At 32.9% G+C, this 18,508-nt stretch carries 15 protein-coding genes and 2 pseudogenes; 13 read left to right on the forward strand and 4 right to left on the reverse strand.

Features of this window, described 5'->3' with window-relative positions:
* Positions 1–606: 606 nt before the first annotated feature.
* From FEZ33_RS09910 to istA, 3 genes are read right to left on the reverse strand one after another with little or no spacing between them, the layout of a single operon-like run.
* On the reverse strand, positions 607–1,359 hold the full coding sequence (locus FEZ33_RS09910) for an ATP-binding protein (protein WP_212746690.1): 753 nt from the start codon (positions 1,357–1,359) through the stop codon (positions 607–609).
* Positions 1,337–1,936: a Mu transposase domain-containing protein gene (locus FEZ33_RS12600; protein ID WP_438943016.1), complete on the reverse strand. Its 600-nt coding sequence runs from the start codon at positions 1,934–1,936 to the stop codon at positions 1,337–1,339. The genes FEZ33_RS09910 and FEZ33_RS12600 overlap by 23 nt, the downstream gene beginning before the upstream one ends.
* Positions 1,937–1,951: 15 nt before the next feature.
* Positions 1,952–2,896 (reverse strand): IS21 family transposase, encoded by a 945-nt coding sequence (gene istA / locus FEZ33_RS12605; RefSeq protein WP_212746692.1) that lies wholly within the window; start codon positions 2,894–2,896, stop codon positions 1,952–1,954.
* Between the two features lie 907 nt (positions 2,897–3,803).
* Here istA and FEZ33_RS09920 point away from each other — a divergent pair.
* Together FEZ33_RS09920 and FEZ33_RS09925 are read left to right on the forward strand one after the other, a co-directional pair.
* On the forward strand, positions 3,804–4,541 hold the full coding sequence (locus tag FEZ33_RS09920; protein ID WP_138405230.1) for a YveK family protein: 738 nt from the start codon (positions 3,804–3,806) through the stop codon (positions 4,539–4,541).
* 2 nt (positions 4,542–4,543) lie between these two features.
* The gene (locus tag FEZ33_RS09925; protein WP_138405231.1) at positions 4,544–5,266 is read left to right on the forward strand and encodes a CpsD/CapB family tyrosine-protein kinase; all 723 of its coding nucleotides are present in this window, start codon (positions 4,544–4,546) and stop codon (positions 5,264–5,266) included.
* Positions 5,267–5,566: 300 nt separating this feature from the next.
* Here the strand turns inward: FEZ33_RS09925 and FEZ33_RS13065 are convergent.
* Positions 5,567–6,644: pseudogene (locus FEZ33_RS13065) on the reverse strand (IS30 family transposase).
* A 124-nt stretch (positions 6,645–6,768) separates the two neighbouring features.
* On the opposite strand from FEZ33_RS13065, the gene FEZ33_RS09935 reads away from it, so the two are divergent.
* The 11 genes and pseudogenes from FEZ33_RS09935 to FEZ33_RS09985 all read left to right on the forward strand — a co-directional run bounded on the left by FEZ33_RS09935 (position 6,769) and on the right by FEZ33_RS09985 (position 17,671).
* Positions 6,769–7,056 carry a CpsB/CapC family capsule biosynthesis tyrosine phosphatase gene (locus tag FEZ33_RS09935; protein ID WP_268951520.1) on the forward strand — a complete coding sequence of 96 codons (288 nt, stop codon included), beginning with the start codon at positions 6,769–6,771 and terminating at the stop codon, positions 7,054–7,056.
* A 15-nt stretch (positions 7,057–7,071) separates the two neighbouring features.
* A complete protein-coding gene (locus FEZ33_RS09940; RefSeq protein ID WP_138405233.1) occupies positions 7,072–7,698 on the forward strand; it encodes a sugar transferase in 627 nt (208 codons plus the stop codon).
* Complete coding sequence (locus FEZ33_RS09945) at positions 7,698–8,558, forward strand: NAD-dependent epimerase/dehydratase family protein (RefSeq protein WP_138405234.1); 861 nt, start codon at positions 7,698–7,700, stop codon at positions 8,556–8,558. Before FEZ33_RS09940 ends, FEZ33_RS09945 begins: the two co-directional genes overlap by 1 nt.
* Positions 8,551–9,654, forward strand: coding sequence for a glycosyltransferase family 4 protein (locus FEZ33_RS09950; RefSeq protein ID WP_138405235.1), 1,104 nt, complete (start codon positions 8,551–8,553; stop codon positions 9,652–9,654). Before FEZ33_RS09945 ends, FEZ33_RS09950 begins: the two co-directional genes overlap by 8 nt.
* Before the next feature lie 17 nt (positions 9,655–9,671).
* Entirely contained in the window at positions 9,672–10,985 is a 1,314-nt protein-coding gene (locus tag FEZ33_RS09955) for a nucleotide sugar dehydrogenase (RefSeq protein ID WP_138405236.1), read from the forward strand.
* Positions 10,986–11,000: 15 nt separating this feature from the next.
* Positions 11,001–11,981, forward strand: coding sequence for an SDR family oxidoreductase (locus FEZ33_RS09960; protein ID WP_138405237.1), 981 nt, complete (start codon positions 11,001–11,003; stop codon positions 11,979–11,981).
* Positions 11,974–13,101, forward strand: a complete 1,128-nt coding sequence (locus FEZ33_RS09965; protein ID WP_138405238.1) for a glycosyltransferase family 1 protein — start codon at positions 11,974–11,976, stop codon at positions 13,099–13,101. Before FEZ33_RS09960 ends, FEZ33_RS09965 begins: the two co-directional genes overlap by 8 nt.
* A gap of 11 nt (positions 13,102–13,112) precedes the next feature.
* Complete coding sequence (locus FEZ33_RS09970) at positions 13,113–14,237, forward strand: glycosyltransferase (protein ID WP_138405239.1); 1,125 nt, start codon at positions 13,113–13,115, stop codon at positions 14,235–14,237.
* Positions 14,238–14,674: 437 nt separating this feature from the next.
* A pseudogene (locus FEZ33_RS13070) lies at positions 14,675–14,857 on the forward strand (sugar O-acetyltransferase); the annotation flags it as partial.
* A 71-nt stretch (positions 14,858–14,928) separates the two neighbouring features.
* Positions 14,929–16,206: a glycosyltransferase family 39 protein gene (locus FEZ33_RS09980; protein WP_138405241.1), complete on the forward strand. Its 1,278-nt coding sequence runs from the start codon at positions 14,929–14,931 to the stop codon at positions 16,204–16,206.
* 52 nt (positions 16,207–16,258) lie between these two features.
* Positions 16,259–17,671 carry a lipopolysaccharide biosynthesis protein gene (locus FEZ33_RS09985; protein ID WP_138405242.1) on the forward strand — a complete coding sequence of 471 codons (1,413 nt, stop codon included), beginning with the start codon at positions 16,259–16,261 and terminating at the stop codon, positions 17,669–17,671.
* Positions 17,672–18,508 lie beyond the last annotated feature (837 nt).

Genomic DNA, 18,508 nt, shown 5'->3' on the forward strand with positions numbered 1-18,508 from the left:
GTTGACCCCATTTCTACTCAAAAGTTGAGTAGAAATGGGGTCATTTAATTATTACTGGTAAACTATTCCGCAGACATTGGTAAATCTTCCCGCAAAGAGTGGTAAAAAGAACCGCACTACTGGTAAAAAACGTCCGCAATACTCATGTATTCACTCTAAATACCCTTATACTTTGCTCCCATAATACTGTATTGTTTCCATTCTGAAGAAATTTTGTTATTTTATGGTTCTACGATTTATGATACCAGTGAGTTTTACTCTTCAACATCATAAATTGAAGAACTCTTTTTGATTTTTGTAAACTTTATTTCATAATAAAAGTACATGACTTGAAATAAAACTTCGAACATTTATAATTACTCTGAGAAATCGCTTTACAAATTTGCTGTGTAGTTAAAAGCCAATAAGAGAGGAATGATGGTGTATGGAGAGAAAAGAAAGTATGTCGGGTTTTTGAAGGTGTTAGGGGTATTTGATTATTACGCGCCTTCAGGCCCACCTATTCGTCCTATCGAGTCTTTCAATATCCAATTGGAGTCCACTGGTACGCAGATCGAGTCCAGTAAAATAGCCATGCCAATTTCAGCACGACTATTTCTACAGTTTTTAATTGATTGCTTTGTGTTCGCGCATGTTTAGTTGACCCGTGTCATACCAAACCGCATTATGAACGATTCTGTCCATTATCGCGTCCGCATGGACGCCGCCACCTAGTCTTTGATGCCAATCCGATTTTCTGAATTGTGTACAATAAATAGTGGAGCCGGAATCGTAACGACGCTCAATGATCTCAAAGAGAAATTTTAAATCTTCTTCCAATAAGTCATCCAATAACCATTCGTCTATAATAAGCAAACCATAATTGGAAAACTTTTTGATGAGATTCGTTACGCCTTTAGGTTTGAGGGTCGCTTCATCTCGCTCGATTAATAGATCAGGGAGGCGGACATAGCGCGTTCGAATTTCTTGTTTACAGGCTTCTTTACCTAAAGCAGAAGCTAAGTATGTTTTTCCTGAATCTGTAAACCCTTGGAAAATAACATTCTGACGGTGATTGATGTAATTGCAGGTTGCCAGTTCTTGAAGGGTATGACGGTCAATCTCGCGTTTTTCATAGTGGATTGAAGCAACATCTGCGTTTTGTATTCGGAACTGGGATCGTTTAATTAATCCACTTACTCGTTTATTGTATTTTTCTTGGTAAAGGTAATCGATGGATAGCTGTAGGCGTTCGTCAAAAAGCAAGTGTCTGGTATCCTGATCCATTTCTTGCATCTCTAATGTATCTACAAATTCACTTAAGTCTAATTGTCTTAATTTGCGTACTGTTTCGTTGTCAATCATTGATATCTCTTCCATAGTATTCTGGGCCTCTTACAAAACCTAGGGTTTCTTTTTGGGCACTTTCTGCTTCTTCTAAAATCTCTTTATTATTGGGGTTGTTTAAAATGGTGTTTAACTGACGATACCTTGGCGAGTGAAGTCGTTCTAAAGCAATTTGACATGCTTTCTCTAAGGCTTCATTGGAGTGTTTCTTTGATAGATTTAAAACAGACAAACAAGACTGATACCCTTGTTCTTTGAGTTGTAATCTCTCAAAAATACGTTGAATTACTTTATGAGTAAACGGACCAATCTTTTCTGCCCAATTTAGCAGTCTCTGTTCATTCCATTCCAGTTGATTGAATTGATCTGGCAGGTGTTCTGGTAAGGTTGAAAAGGTATATTCTTTATAGGTGGGAAATCGTTTGTGAGTAGCAATTCGTTCATTTTGATAATAGATTTCAAGAAAATGAGCGGTTACTTTTAAATCCACTTTCTTTTTTGCATATTGGTAGGGGCAGGAGTAGTTGTTTTTTTGAAAGGTAATATGGCAATCGAGTTTAACGGTTCTTCCGTAAACCCACTCATCAATTTCATAAGGGATTGATGACAGCGGTCGGAGTTTTTCCTATTCTGACTCTGTGAATATCAGCCGTCGGCTTCCTTCACGTTTCTGAAAAGGTTTGGCATTATAGAACTCCAGTTTTTCACGAATAGCTGCCTTTAACTCGCCCATAGTCGTATAGATTTCATTTCGCAGTGGAGCAATCACGGCCATGGCTATTTTACCAACTGCGCCTTCTACAGCTGCTTTCTGTTTTGGTTTACGTACTTGAGCAGGCATGACAGCCATTATGTAATGATTGGCTAAAGATTCATACTGCTCATTTAAGACAATATCTCCTTCTTTTGGATGGCTGAGCACACCTGTCTTTAAGTTGTCACATATAAGCCGGATAGTCGTTCCGCCAAAATATTCAAACATGTTCATGTGGCAACGAAGCCAAGTGTCGCTTTTCATATCAAGTGTGGGTTCTACATAGGTGTATTGACTGTAAGGCAGGGTTCCTACAAAGAGATAAACAGTTATTAATTCACCGGTGTCAGTATCGAGCAAATCCATGGTTGAGCCGCTCCAATCGACTTGCATCGATACGCCGGGTTTATGTTTTAAATGATTCGTCAAGCGATATTGATCAATATGTCTTTGATAATCTTCGCAGAATTTAGTGTATCCAACCGGGATACCGTTGGTATCCTTACAGAGATCAACATACTCTTGCCATGGAAGCTTGAGGGTCACTCCGACTCCTTGTAGCTCCTTATGGATCTTTTCGTAATCAGGGAGTGTGTATAACACTTCTGATTGAGGGCGTTCAGGGAAGAACTTCCGATAGACTTCATTGTCTGAAAGCTCTTCAATATCTTCGTAGGTCAACTTTAACTTATCTGCCCATTTGAAAACTTCGCTCACGGAACTGCGCCCAACTTTCTGTGTCTTAGCAATCATGTTTCGAGAAAATCCCTGGTCTCGATATTGCATCATTAATTTCACTGGTATTTTTCTAGCCATAAAAATAACCTCCTTTGTGTATTTTTTTAGAAGTATCCAACTTCTAAACTAACTATACACAAAAGAGACTATTAAGTGGACTCGAAGCGCGAATTGGTTGTCTTGAAGGGCGTATTTGGTTCAAAAATAGGGGTGGGCTTGATTGGCAAATAGGTGGACTCGAATTGGATATTGGCGGACTCGGGAGCACGAAATAATCAGTAGCGGTAAACTGCTCCTCTTTTTTTACTTTAATTATACCACAAAACTGCCACAAACACTGTTAAAACAATGTTTTTGTCGGGTTTGAATTTGAGGAGTTATGTCAACTTATGACACAGCCACTAATAATTTATGTGTAATTTTGTAGTTCACTGTTATTCAGAAGTTGAAAAAACGTAAATCTTAACTGATAAAAGTTTAAAATTTAGAAAAAATGAAAGAAAAAACCAAAATACCAATGATAACGCTTTTTCGACTTTAAATAAATACTCTTTATAGGTATAATTAAAAAAATGAAGTGTTTACGCCTCATTTTTATTTTTTCAGAATAATAAGTGATTGTTTTTAGTTAGTGAGAGTATAAATACACTTGGACTTAGAATATATCTTATAAATCACAATTATTTTTTGGTAGTAAGATTCAAGTTTGAATGAGATTAAAGAAATATTAGTCACGTTTTCAATAATAAATGAAGTTTACTTCAAAGGTATTCCGTGAAAATAAATAATTGATATATTGTACCAAATGTTAATTAATCTTATAGATTAAAAAATACTTTTTTGAATACAATAGTATCTATTTAATAATTGGCAGGATACTTTGTTTATTTCACACAGAGCTAATCATAATTATGATTATTAGAAAATATTGGAATATTTTATTGATTTTATAAAAAATACACAGTAAGAGTTATTGGAGGAAGTAATGGAACAAGAACCTAGTTTTTCAGACTTATTGATACTCGTTCGTAAGTATACTATGCGAATCGTTGGGGGAACAGTTATTGGGGTGATATTATCAGTCATCTTCATGATGTTGTTTGTGGACCGTCAATATAAATCAGAGGCACAACTCCTAGTAAACCAAAGTAATGCATCAGAAACAGCAATTCAATATAATGATATACAAACTAATGTCAATCTAGTCAATACTTATAAAGATATTATTAGTGGTAATGCGGTACTTGAACAGGTTAATGCGAATCTTGGTAATGTCTTTACAGTTAGCCAACTTAGAGGAGCTATCTCTGTAGAGCAATCGGCAAATTCACAGGCATTTTATATCAGTGCCATTATGGAATCACCTACAGATGCGCAAAATGTTGTGAACAATGTAATTACAGTATTCGAGGATACTTTATTGGATGTTTATGGTGAAGATGTTTCAAGTATTTATGTGATGTCACAAGCTTCATATAACCCTAGGCAAGTATCCCCAAATGTTTTTCGATATGCTTTAATAGGTGGTATGATAGGCTTTATGTTAATTGTAGGAATAGCCCTAGTTCAGGAGTTATTGGATACCCGAATTAAATCAGTTGAAGATTTAACAAATATGGGTTTAATTCATCTTACTGAACTTAACGAATTAACAGATACACAAATACGAAATAATCGTCTCCGAGTAGAAGCAGATAATATTAGTAAGAGAAAGAGGGTATAAGGATGGTTAAGTTTTTCAAGGATAAGAATAGAGACTTAAAAAAAAATCAACGTCTAGGAGCACCATTAATAACCTATTATGAACCAGAGTCAGTAAACTCTGAACAATATCGAAACTTACGAACATACTTAGAATTTACTCAAATGGGACACGATCTCAAATCAATTGCTATTACCTCATCAGTACCATTGGAAGGAAAATCGACGACCTCTGCTAATTTGGCCTATACTATGGGACAGACAGGATTGAATATATTAATTGTCGATGCAGATTTACGTAAACCTACTTTACACCGTACATTTAAGTTGAATAATGAGCAAGGCCTCACTACACTTTTAACTAAACAGGGCCTGAAATTTAACGAAGTCGTTCAAAGGTCGACAGATTTGGATCTTTACTTTTTACCGTCGGGACCTAAATTACCAAATCCAGCTGAATTAATTAGATCACCTCAGATGTTGGTTTTAATGGAAGAATTAAAAAATAATTTTGATCTGGTTATTTATGATACGCCACCAGTAAACTCAGTAACAGATGCTCAAATATTATCTACTCGCGTGGACGGAGTAATCTTGGTGGTACGACAGAACTTTTCTCGTAAAGATGATGTATATAAAGCAAAAATCGCATTAGAGAAAGTAAATGCCAATGTCATAGGAAGTGTTTTAAATAATGCTCCAATTGAGGGAAATGAAGGTTATGGATATTATGAGACTGAGGATTAGGAAGGAACTTGATATTCAAGCCGTAAGAATTAAGTCGTTAAAAAGCAATAATAATTCAGAATAAATATATCAAATCATACTTAAATTTACAATTTAATATGATGCTATCTTCGGAAATTTCAAGTTTAAGTTAGTCACTTTTAGTAAATAGTGTGTTACCCGCTAACTTACTTCATTGGTCTATCTAGTCAGTGCTTGATAATGAGCTGAGGCATGATAGGGTAATTCCAAGGCTGGCCTCAACCAGCTTCCCAGATTTTCAGTCATGCCAAAGGAGGCTCGTTGTCAAGCACTGGCGAGTTACTCCTCTTGTCTTGCTTTTTTAAAAGCTTTGACAAAAACTTCATGTGGCGTTTGATAGCTTAATAGTTTTCTAGGATAATCATTCATCCATTGTTGAATTCTGAGGCAATATTTTTGGACCAAATGACTCATAGTCTTTCCTTTTGGAATGAAACGACGAATGAACTTATGTTGATTCTCACTCGTTCCTCTTTCCCAAGAGGCATAGGGATGTGTAAAATAAATATCTAATGCATCGGATAATGCCTCATGGAGTTCTGTAAATTCAGAGCCATTATCAGAAGTGATGCTCTTAAAAATAGTCTTAAACTGATCACCTACTTGTTGTTTCAGATTAGCTATCGCTTTATCTACTGATTCAACATCTTTTCCGTCAATTTTTAAGTTGACTTCAAAGCGTGTTTGTCTTTCAACGAGAGTGAGTAATACTGGTTCTGATTTTGTTTTATTTCCTATTACAGTATCAATTTCCTAATGACCAAATGTCCCTCTATCACCAATTGATGGAGGGCGTTCTTCAATCGATGTGCCTAACACACGTTTATTACGACGTGCTTTCTGACTAGGATTTGTAATCTTACGAGAAAGTTTCTCTAATAAGTCAATATTTTTAGTACGCATAATACCACTATCAATCCAATGGTATAAGATAGTTGTACAAGGAATTAATTCTTTTGCGAATAGGTTGTGACGTTTGGCAAAACCAACAACGGTATCAGGTGACCCGCCATCTTCTAACATCTTTTGATTAGCCCAATCAATGAAGTCAGAAGAATTCACCCATTTTGGACGTCTACCAGAGTTCTTACGTAAGTCCTCATAACGCCCTTGAGCGACTTTTGGGTCGTAAACATAATACGTTTATGTAGGTTTTACGCTGTTGTTTTTGGCGGCGGATTTGGCGGATTGTCCCACGTTTTATCTCATTGTTAATTGTTTGTGGAGCTCGACCCAATGTTTTAGCGATTTTACGGTTTGAATAGTCTTCTTGGAGTAGAATTGAAATTTGACAACGTTCTTCATAGGAAAGGTGTTTTCCTTTATTTGATGGTGTGCTAAAATTAGTGTGCGTCATGTGATTTCATCCTTATCTATTGAGAGTGTGGTAACTTCAATAATAACATGAAATTAACGTGGCGTTTTTTATTTAATTGGATTTTTTGAAGTGGTTAACTTCATTATAAAATCCGCCATCACAAATTACAACATCAAGTTATTCGGGTTATTATAGTGAGACACTCATCGCGAACAGTCAACAAATGATTCAACATAATCTAGCTCACATATTAGCTTCAGATGTTCATCATATCAAGCACCGACCAATGAATATACAGTCTGCATTTGAGCGGTTAGAGAAAGAATATGGGCAAGAAACTGTCCAATACTTTAAAGACAATGCCCGAGATATCTTTAATGGAGATCGAGTGAATATAAAGAAACAAATCCAACCAAAGAAACCTCGTAAGAAGTGGTTTGGGTTATTCTAGAATAAGGAGTAAGCGATGTACACTATCATAAAGAGAGTTATTGATTTTATCTTATCATTAATAGCAATTATCATACTAAGTCCAATCTTTTTAGTGTTAGCGATATGGATCAAAATGGATTCTCCAGGCCCCGTATTCTTTAAGCAAAAACGTATTGGGAAAAATCGTACATTTTTTCAAATTTATAAGTTTAGAACGATGCATTCAGATACACCTAAAGATACACCAACTCATCTATTAAATGATCCAGCATCATTCATTACAAAATCAGGCAACTTTCTTCGTAAAATAAGCCTGGATGAATTGCCTCAATTAATTAATATATTAAAAGGTGAGATGGCGATTATTGGACCACGTCCAGCATTATGGAATCAAGATGACTTAGCAGATGAACGAGATAAGTATGGAGCCAATGATGTGTTGCCAGGTCTTTCAGGGTGGGCTCAAATTAATGGTAGAGATGAGTTACCAATACCAATTAAGGCACGCCTTGATGGTGATTATGTCAATAATATGAGTTTTATCTTCGATATAAAATGTATTATTGGAACTGTTTTAAGCGTAGTCAAAAGTGACGGCGTTGTTGAAGGTGGAACGGGTGTTATTGAAAAAGCTAAAAAAGACCTGAAGGAGAATAAGTGATGAAAAATATTCTGATTACAGGTGTAAATAGTTATATAGGTAATAAATTTGACGAATGGGTAAAACAATGGCCGGATCAATATAATGTTTCGAAAATCAGTATGAGAAATGATGATTGGAAAGCTATGGATTGGACAAAGTTTGACGTTGTATTGCATGTTGCTGGGATTGCACATAATTCGTCAGATACGAAGCTAGAAGAGTTATATTACAAAGTCAATAGAGATTTAACTGTAGAAGTAGCAAAAAAAGCAAAAAGAGAAGGTGTGTCTCAATTTATATATATGAGTAGTATCATAGTTTTTGGGACAAAAGTAGAAGTTATTGATAGTAATACACAACCTAATCCAGATAATTTCTATGGGGACAGTAAGTTACAAGGTGAATTAGGTATCAAAGAAATGCAAGAAGAAAAATTCGATGTAGTTATTGTACGACCACCAATGGTATACGGGAATGGTTCAAAGGGAAATTATCCAAGGTTAGCAAAGTTAGCCGTTCAAACGCCAGTTTTTCCTGATTTTAAAAATAATCGAAGTATGATACATATTGAGAATTTAACTGAGTTTTTAAAGGTATTAATCGACGATAAAGCAAAAGGCTACTTCCATCCACAAAATACAGAATATGTTTGCACAAGTGAATTAGTAAGAGAAATATCTGATGTAAGAGGTAAAAATATATTCATGTTAAGTTTTCCAAAACAATTTATAACACCCCTTTTAAATATAGGGGTAGTTAAAAAAATGTTTGGAAACTATATTTACGATAAAGAAATTAGCACTTATCATAAGAATTATATTGTAAATGACTTAAGACAATCAATTGATAAAACAGAAAGAGGCGACTTGATTGGATAATAAAAAAGTGCTTTTTTTAGTTAATCATGATGTTGTCATCTATAATTTTAGATTGGAATTAGTGGAGTACTTAATTAATGAAGGATTTGAAGTTCACATTTCGTCACCAAAAGGTGAAAAGATTGATAGATTAATAGAACTAGGCTGCATCTATCACGAGATTGATATGGATAGAAGAGGAACTAATATTTTTAAAGATATAAATATAATTAAAGAATATTTTACACTTGTAAAAAAAATTAAACCTAGAGTGGTCTTAACTTATACGATAAAACCTAATATATACGGCGGATTGGTATCGCGGATTCAAAAAATACCATATCTAACTAATATAACTGGATTAGGGAGTAGCTTCACACCGAGCTCAAGTCCTATTCTGAAAGGAATACTGAAGTTTCTATATAAAATCTCCTTGAAAAAATCAAAATGCATATTCTTTCAGAATAAAGAGAACAGTGAAATGTTTGATAAGCTGCAAATATCTGCTGAACAAAGTAAATTGTTACCAGGATCTGGAGTTAATACTGAGAGGTTTGCTTATGCTGAATATCCTAAGAATAAAGACGTAAATATTTATTACTTTGGAAGATTAATGGAAGAAAAGGGCACTTATGAACTTTTAAAAGCGGCTAAAAGTGTGACAGAAAAATACAATAATGTGAAATTTCATCTGGTTGGTTTTTCTGAAGATGAAAAATTGACTAAGATAATAGAAAAAATGCACAATGAAAATGTTATTATCTACCATGGGTATCAAACTGATATTAATAAGTACATAATTGATTCTGATGTAGTTGTTCAGCCGTCACATCATGAAGGAATGTCGAACGTGTTATTAGAAGCAGCCTCTACAGGTCGCCCAGTAATTGCATCTAATATACCTGGTTGTAAAGAAATAATTGAGAATAATCAAACAGGTATCTTGTTTGAACCCAAGAATATAGAGAGCTTAATCAATGCATTAGAGGAGTTTATTAATATTCCCATTGAACGTCGAACATTGATGGGGAAGCTTGGAAGGCAGAAAATGATTAGAGAGTTTTCAAGAGGTATTGTAGTCCAAGAATATATGGAACAAATTTTCAATATTAATTAATCGAAAGAGGTATATAAATGAACTTATATGAAAAAATCGTCGATAAAGAAGAACAGATTTCCTTAATAGGATTAGGATATGTTGGAATGCCAATTGCAGTAGCTTTCGCTAAGAAAGTTAATGTCCTAGGATTTGATATAAACGAAGAAAAAATTGAATTGTATAAACAGGGAATTGATCCAACTCGAGAAGTTGGTAATGAAGTGATTAAAGAAACAACAGTTGATTTTACATCTGATGCTGGTCGATTAAAAGAAGCTAAATTCCATATCGTTTCTGTTCCCACACCTATTAACGATGATAAAACACCTAACCTGAATCCTATTAAAGGGGCTTCGAAAACACTGGGACAAAACTTGACGAAAGGATCTATCGTTGTTTATGAATCGACTGTATTTCCCGGAGTGACTGAAGAAATTTGTGTGCCAATACTTGAAGAAGAGTCTGGATTGAAGTCCGGTGTGGATTTCAAAGTTGGATACTCTCCAGAACGTATTAATCCAGGAGATAAAGTTCACCGACTTGAAACGATTGTAAAAGTAGTGTCAGGAATGGATGAAGAATCACTGGATATCATTGCTAAAGTATATGAATTAGTTGTAGATGCGGGTGTATATAAAGCGTCAACAATTAAAGTTGCTGAAGCAGCCAAAGTAATTGAAAATTCACAACGTGATATTAACATTGCATTCATGAACGAATTATCAATCATCTTTAATGAGATGGGGATTGATACAAAAGAAGTATTAGAAGCAGCTGGAACTAAATGGAACTTCTTAAACTTTACACCTGGTTTAGTAGGAGGACACTGTATTGGTGTGGATCCATACTATTTAACTTACAAAGCTGAACAATTTGGTTACCATTCACAAATCATACTTTCAGGCCGCCGTATTAACGATAACATGGGGAAATATGTGGTAGAAAGCACAATTAAGAAATTAATTACATCTGGAGTAAATGTTAAAGATGCGAATGTTGCAATATTAGGATTTACTTTTAAAGAGAATACACCTGATACTAGAAATACACGTGTCATTGATATTGTAGAAGAATTAAAAGAATATGGTATTACTCCAATGATAGTTGATCCAGTTGCTGACAAGGAAGAAGCTAAACATGAGTATGGATTAACATTCCAAGAAATGTCAGATATTAAGAATGCTGATGCATTAATACTGGCCGTATCTCATGATGAATTCAGTTCTCTTACACAAGAAGAGATAAACGCGTTCTACGGAGATAATGAAAACAAAGTATTAATTGATATTAAAGGGTCATTGAACCGTAAAGAATACGAAGATGCAGGGTATGTTTATTGGAGACTGTAAAAAGGAGAAATACTAATGGGATATGAAAATGTAAAGTTTGCTGAAGATGCAGTGTTTCTAGTCACAGGGGGAGCCGGATTTATCGGATCTAACCTTGTAGAGGCTTTACTTAAAAAAGGTCATACTGTGCGTGTATTAGATGACTTATCACAAGGTAAACAATCAAATGTTGACATGTTTTTAGATAATGTGAATTATACATTTATCAAAGGGGATATCCGCGATATAGATAGATGCTTAAGCGCTACTAAAGGTGTCGATTTTGTATTACACCAAGCTGCCTGGGGGAGTGTCCCACGTAGCATTGAGATGCCGTTACTGTATGAAGAAATTAATATTAGAGGAACTCTTAATATGCTTGAGGCATCTCGACAAAATGGAGTAAAGAAATTCGTCTATGCATCAAGCTCGTCGGTATATGGTGATGAACCGACATTACCAAAGAAAGAGGGAAGAGAAGGAAACTTACTCTCACCTTACGCTTTAACCAAAGCAACAAATGAAGAATATGCCAAGTTATATACTAAGTTATATGGTTTGGATACATATGGTTTGAGATATTTTAATGTGTACGGTAGACGTCAAGATCCAGACGGAGCTTATGCAGCAGTGTTACCAAAGTTCATTAAACAATTACTAGATGATGAACAACCAACTATTAATGGTGATGGTAAGCAAAGTCGAGATTTCACTTACATTGAGAATGTGATTGAAGCAAACTTAAAAGCTTGTGCTGCATCAAGTGAAGTTGCAGGAAATGCGTTTAATATTGCTTATGGTGGCAGAGAGTTTCTCATTGATGTCTATCATTCTTTAACTAAAGCTTTGGGTAAAGATATTGAACCAATTTTTGGTTCCGATAGAGCAGGAGACATTAAACATAGTAATGCTGATATTAGCAAGGCAAATAAGATGTTAGGATATGATCCTGACTATAGCTTTGAAAAAGGAATTGAAGAAGCAATAGAGTGGTATAGGAACGAATATAATGAATAATAAGATCAGAATATTGCATGTTTTCTCTGTGATGGATAGAGGGGGTGCAGAAACGATGATTATGGAAATTTTCCGGAAAATAGATAAAAGTCTTTTTCAATTTGACTTTATTGTTCATACAGAAAAGGCCGGAGCTTACGATGAAGAGATTAAAAAACTAGGTGGCAAAATTTATAGAGTCCCTAGATACAATGGAAAAAATCATTTTCAATACATAAAAAGATGGAACAATTTTTTAAAAAATAAACATTATCATATTATCCACGGACATGTAAGAAGCACTGCCAGCATTTATCTAAGTATTGCAAAAAAAAATAAAATACTAACGATTTCACATAGTCATAGTACTTCTAATGGAAAGAATATATCATCTATTTTTAAAAATCTCCTTCAGTTACCTATTAGAGTTATAGCGGATTGTTATCTCGCAGCGTCAAAAGATGCTGGAATTTGGTTATTTGGAAAAACAATTGTAGAACGGGATAACTTTTTTATTTTAAAAAACTCTATAGAAGCTAAACGATATTCATTAAATAATAAAATTCGAAATGAGTATAGAAATAATTTGGATATTCAAGATCAATTTGTTATTGGACATATTGGAAGTTTTAAGGGACCCAAAAATCACTTATTTCTAATAGAAATATTTAATATAGTCCAACAGAAAAATGCCGATTCTATACTGCTATTAGTCGGTGACGGCGAAGAAAGGCCTTCAATATTAAAAAAAATTACTGAGTTCGGTCTTAAAGATAAGGTGATTTTAACAGGAATTCGCTCAGATATACCTAACTTATTACAGGCATTTGACGTGTTTGTTTTCCCTTCTCTTTTTGAAGGGTTTGGAATTGTAGCAGTTGAAGCACAAACAGCTGGCGTACCGATAATTGTATCAGATGAAATTCCAAAAGAAGCATTTTTAACTGATTTGATAGAGTCAGTTAGTCTAAAAGAAAAAGCTGAATTTTGGGCGGATAGTATTTTAAACTATGTAGATAATATTAAAACATCAGATAGAGTTGTAGAAATCATAAATAGCGGGTATGATATTGGTGAAGCAGTTCATCAATTGCAAAATATATATATAAAATTATTGAATAATAATAAAACTAACTTTTAGGTGGTATATTAATGATTAAAGTATTGGAGATTATCCCAGGATATAATTTCGGAGGAATAGAAAGTGTTTTTCAATACTCCGTAACTAAAATTCAATCAAAAGAAATCCAAATAGATTTATTGGTAGAAGAGATAGCAAATTATAAAAAAATAGCTAAACTAAAAGAACAAGGGATTAATGTTCATACGATCCCCCGTCTGAAATATACAAACTTATTCACTTATATAAGAAAAGTTAATGGTATTTTGAGTAATGAAAATTATGATGTAATTCACTCTTATAATATTACTAGATCACCTATCTTTTTCATTGTTGCGAAAACAAGAAAAATAAAGCATAGAATCTTTCATGCTAGAACTAATAAGATTGATGGAAATATAATAAAAAAAATCTTTCTTAGAATAAATATATATATTGCTACTTTATTAGCCACTAAATTATTAGCTAATTCAAGAAAAGCAGGTGAGTTCTTTTTTAATAAGAAGCAGTTTGAAATTCTAAATAATGGACTTGATATAGAGAAGTTTAAATTCAATATAGATAAGCGTAATGAAATTAGATTAAAACTAAAATTAGGTGATGAATTGGTAATTGGTCATATGGGAAGATTTACAGAAGCTAAAAACCATTTGTTTTTAATTGAAATATTTAATGAGTTTATTAAAAAACAACCAAATACTAAATTATTACTTGTAGGAGATGGGCCTCTTCAGGAAAACATAATGAAAAAAATAAAGCAAATGAACTTAGAAAACAAAGTGATTTTTACTGGACCAGTTGAAAACCCACAAGACTACTTTCAATCTATGGATTATTTCTTATTTCCTTCCAAATATGAAGGTTTCGGAAATGTTGTAATTGAAGCTCAAGCTTCTGGTTTGGAAATACTTGCAGCTGACACATTACCAATGGCAACTCAAGTTACGGATTTAATAAATTATTATTCTATTGAATGTACACCAATGGAGTGGTCAGAAAATATAAAACTAAAAAAACAGATTCAAAGAGAGAATTATTACAAAAAAGTGCTAAAAAGCGGTTATGATATAAGTGAAGTGCTTCAAATTAAAGAAGATTTGTATAGAAAACTATGTACCACCGAAGAAAACGCAAGTTCAAATTTGGAATATAAATAATGGTGAAATAATATCATTATGTGTCACGACTAATTATAAGAATGTATATTATTTTAGTTGATAGCAGAGCTATTCTAAGATTACTAATACAAATTTCCCTTATAAATTTACTGAGTGAGGAGATTATTTATATGTTAAGAGAATTGAATGTTTCTGGAAAGATTTTTCAACTTTCCCGCACAATGCACTTATTAAAAATCCCGATAATCCCAAAATTTTTAAAACAATTAAATCGAATTATATTTTCATGTGATATACCTTACAATACTGATATAAAAAACTCTGTAATGTTTGGTCACAATGGAATGGGGTTGGTAATTAATAAAAATGCAAAAATTGATGAAAATACTTTAATAATGCAACATGTTACTATTGGTGCAAACATGGGAAAATTTAGAGTAGTAGACGGTAAGAAAATCACTGCGCCATATATTGGAAAAAATGTTTTGATTTCTGCAGGAGCAATATTACTTGGTCCTATTGTAGTAGGAGATAATGCTCAAATCGGTGCAGGTGCTGTTGTTACTAAGGATGTTCCAGAAAATGGAGTAGCAGTTGGAGTTCCTGCCAAAGTAGTTAAAGTATTAAATAAAAATGAAATAAAAGAAGTATTAGCTTAATTTAATATGTAAGGAGAAAATTTTATCGTGATATTACCTTAGACAAAATTGGAAGAAATAAGGGGTGGAAAATGTTTTTTATTTGGTTAACATTTATAGTAGAATTACTTTTTTTATCTATTTGCAAACCATTATTTAACAATCCAGAAGTAATCGGGTTAAGTATAATTTTAATTCATATGGTAGTGACTCTTTTGATTTTAAACGCTTTAAGAAAAGAATATAAATTAATTTTTATTCTTTCGTATATACTTCGGGTTATAGTTATGTTTTTTGATTTATATGGACGAAATATTTTTATATTACCAAATAGTGGCTCAGATAGTGAAATGTATTATAAAAATGCGGAATTGATTTCAAAAAATATTATTTTACTTGGTGAAACAAATGGAGGGCTTTATTCGGATATTCTGGGAGTTATATATTATTTTATCGGACCCAACCGAATAGTGGGTCAATATATTAATGTATTAGCTGGATTATCTGTTCTATTTATTATTAAGAAAATAGCTGATTTGATAGTAGATAAAAAAAGAATTAAGCAACTAACTCTAATATTACTAGCAATATTTCCAACATCCATTATTATGTCGAGTATTTTTCTGAGAGAAATTTTTCCAACTCTTTTTTTTTCGTCGTCGATTTACTTTTTTATTAAATGGTTTAAAGAAGGAAGTAAAATGGATATGTTTTTTTCATTTATTTTCTTAGGATTTTCTAGTGCTTTTCATTCAGGAATTATAGGATCAATAGTTGGATATATGTTCGCTTTTCTATTTTATGAAAGGAAAATTAATAAATTTAAATTTAGCGTAACTACTATTACAACTTTTGCCTTTATTTCAGCTTTTTTAATTGTTTTAATTAATTTGTTTGGTGATTCACTCTTTATAAAATTTCAAAATGTTGAAAATATTGAAGACATATATAAAGTTGCCACACCTTATGGACGAGGAGATTCTGCTTATTTGGTAGGAGTAGAAGTAAATAGTTTACTAGATTTTTTAATTTATAGTCCCATAAAAAGTATATATTTTTTATTTTCCCCTCTTCCATGGAATTGGCGAGGGTTTACGGATATAATAACTTTTTTAACTGATTCATGTTTATATTTAATTTCGATAGTGTTATTTTTTAAAGAATATAAACAATTAAAAACAAATAAGCCACTGATTGTCGTCCTATTTATTATAATTTTAGGAGGGGCTTTCGTATTTGGTACAGGGGTAAGTAATGCTGGTACAGCAATGCGTCATAGACAAAAGATGTCACCCCTATTTTTAATATTGTTAATGTTATTAATGAATAGTAGTAATAGTAAGGGGAATAAAAATATTAAAGAACATTAATTAATACTAAATAGAATTTTAATAATTTAATATTATTAGTAGGAGTCAGAAAATGAAACAACTTATAAAAAGATTAGCGCAATTTAGTTTAGGTACAATATTAGCAACACTACTTTCTGGAATTCAAATTCCAATATTAACATATTTCTTATTACCAGAAGATTATGGACAAGCGGGATTGTTTAGAAATTTAATAATTCAAGTACCTCCATTTTTATACTTAGGGATTGATCATGCTTTTAGTAGAGAATATCGCAATAAAGATAACAGGACATACTTACTAAGTAATTCTATTATTTTACCTCTCATATTAAGTATGATGTTAAGTGTACTATTGTATTTTTATTCTGAAGAGCTTTCTATATGGCTGTTTAATTCACCACAGTATGATTATATTGTTAAAATAAGTACAGTATGGTTGATATTAATAATTTTTGAAAGATTTATTTTATTATCATTTAGAATGGAAGATATGGCCAAACAATATTCCTTTTATACACTACTTATAAAAGTAGTTACATTTATAATTACAATGATCATGGTATATTTGGGTATTAGGAATTTTACAGTTATTGTTATTGGTCTTTTATTTGGAAATATAGTACCAGATGTAGTGTTAATAATAAAATATAGAAAATATTTAAGGTTTTCATTTAATGATTTTGATCCAACTTTAGTTAAGCAAATGCTGATTTTTGGCTTTCCGCAAATGATAGCACTTACTCTTACTTCATTTACTAATACGACTGGGAATCTATTTATAAATAATTATACTACAACGTTTGAACTAGGGATTTATAATTTAGGAATCACAATAATAAGTTTAATAGGCGTTTTACGCACCGCTTTTACTACTTTCTGGTTACCTACAGCCTATAAATGGAAATCGGAGAAAAAGACTTTAAAGCACTATGAATTTATCAATAAAGTTGTGGTTTTTGGGTGCTCAGTTGTTTTTTATTTAATGATACTTTTTTTGCCATTAATCAGAATGGTAATAGGTGAAGATTATGAAGTTGTTATATACATTATACCAATTTTGTCTTTACAACATATTTTCTTTTTAACAGCGGAAACCACTTCATTAGGAATTGTGTTTAATAGAAAAACATATCTTAGTGTAGTTGTTGCCATATTAATGTTTATAATAAGTATAGGACTTAATCTTACTTTGACACCCATTATTGGTTACAAAGGAGCTTCGCTCACAATTTCAGTTACGGCTTTTGCATATTATGTTATAATTACTTACTTTTCAAGAAAAACGGGCTTTTATATCAAGCAAAAGAGACAAGTAGTTGCAATGCTATTAATGTTTATAGCATCTTTGTTAATTATGTTAGAATACAATGATATTTTCTGGTTAATTCTATTATTGGCTATAATTACAATTTTTACTCTTAGTGACACTTATACAACAATATTAAATATAAAAAAAAATCCAGAAGATTGGGATTTTACGTAATATAGATGAAGTATGAAAAAGTTATTTTTGGGCATCGAGATCCGATTGAGTATTGCCAAGAAATAGCTTCGCCCCTGCCAATGTGAGACCCACCCTTTGCCAACTTTGGCTCCACTCATTATATGAAACTCCCAAAGCCCATAAAGGGCTTTGGGAGTTTCATCAGACTTATTTAATACCCATGCGCTCACGAATTGAATTTTCCCCAACAGTTAGGATATGATAGGCACTATGAGCGATTCGGTCTATCAACTATACATTATTTTGGCTCTTCGATTTTTGATGTTGGTGGCTAAATATAGGTCAGTATGAGAAATCATACTGGCTTTTTTCATACTCTAATTTAGTCCACTTAATTAAGCTGCTTTGTGTCTTAACGTTTCTTTTTGCTTAGTTGCTTTCTCGTCTTCAAATAACAGCGGTCGCTTCTTACGCTTTTTCACTGTAAGGTGAGTACGGCGATGGGTTTCGTCCACTAGTGCGGAACTTTCGTCCGGTAAATGCGGAGTAATCGTCCACTGAGTGCGGAAAGTATCGTCCATCCTATTAATTTATCGAAGAAGCCATAAAATCAAAAGAACAGAACACATCATGAGCTCTGTTCTTGATCTTAAACAAGATAATAGTTTATTTGTATTCTCTCAAAGTTTGTTTAAATAACTCAATGGCCAAATTATCTATCCCGTCAGCCGAAGGCTGTCCTTCGTCGTCTGACTACTGCCACACATTTGTACCACTGATGCCAACTTTCTTACCACTGTTTGCCAAAGAATGTACCACCTTTTGCCAGCTTAATGTACCACTAAAGAAATATCCCATAACCACTGTGATTTAAGT

The organism is Ruoffia tabacinasalis, assembly GCF_005864045.1.
Classification (GTDB): domain Bacteria; phylum Bacillota; class Bacilli; order Lactobacillales; family Aerococcaceae; genus Ruoffia; species Ruoffia tabacinasalis.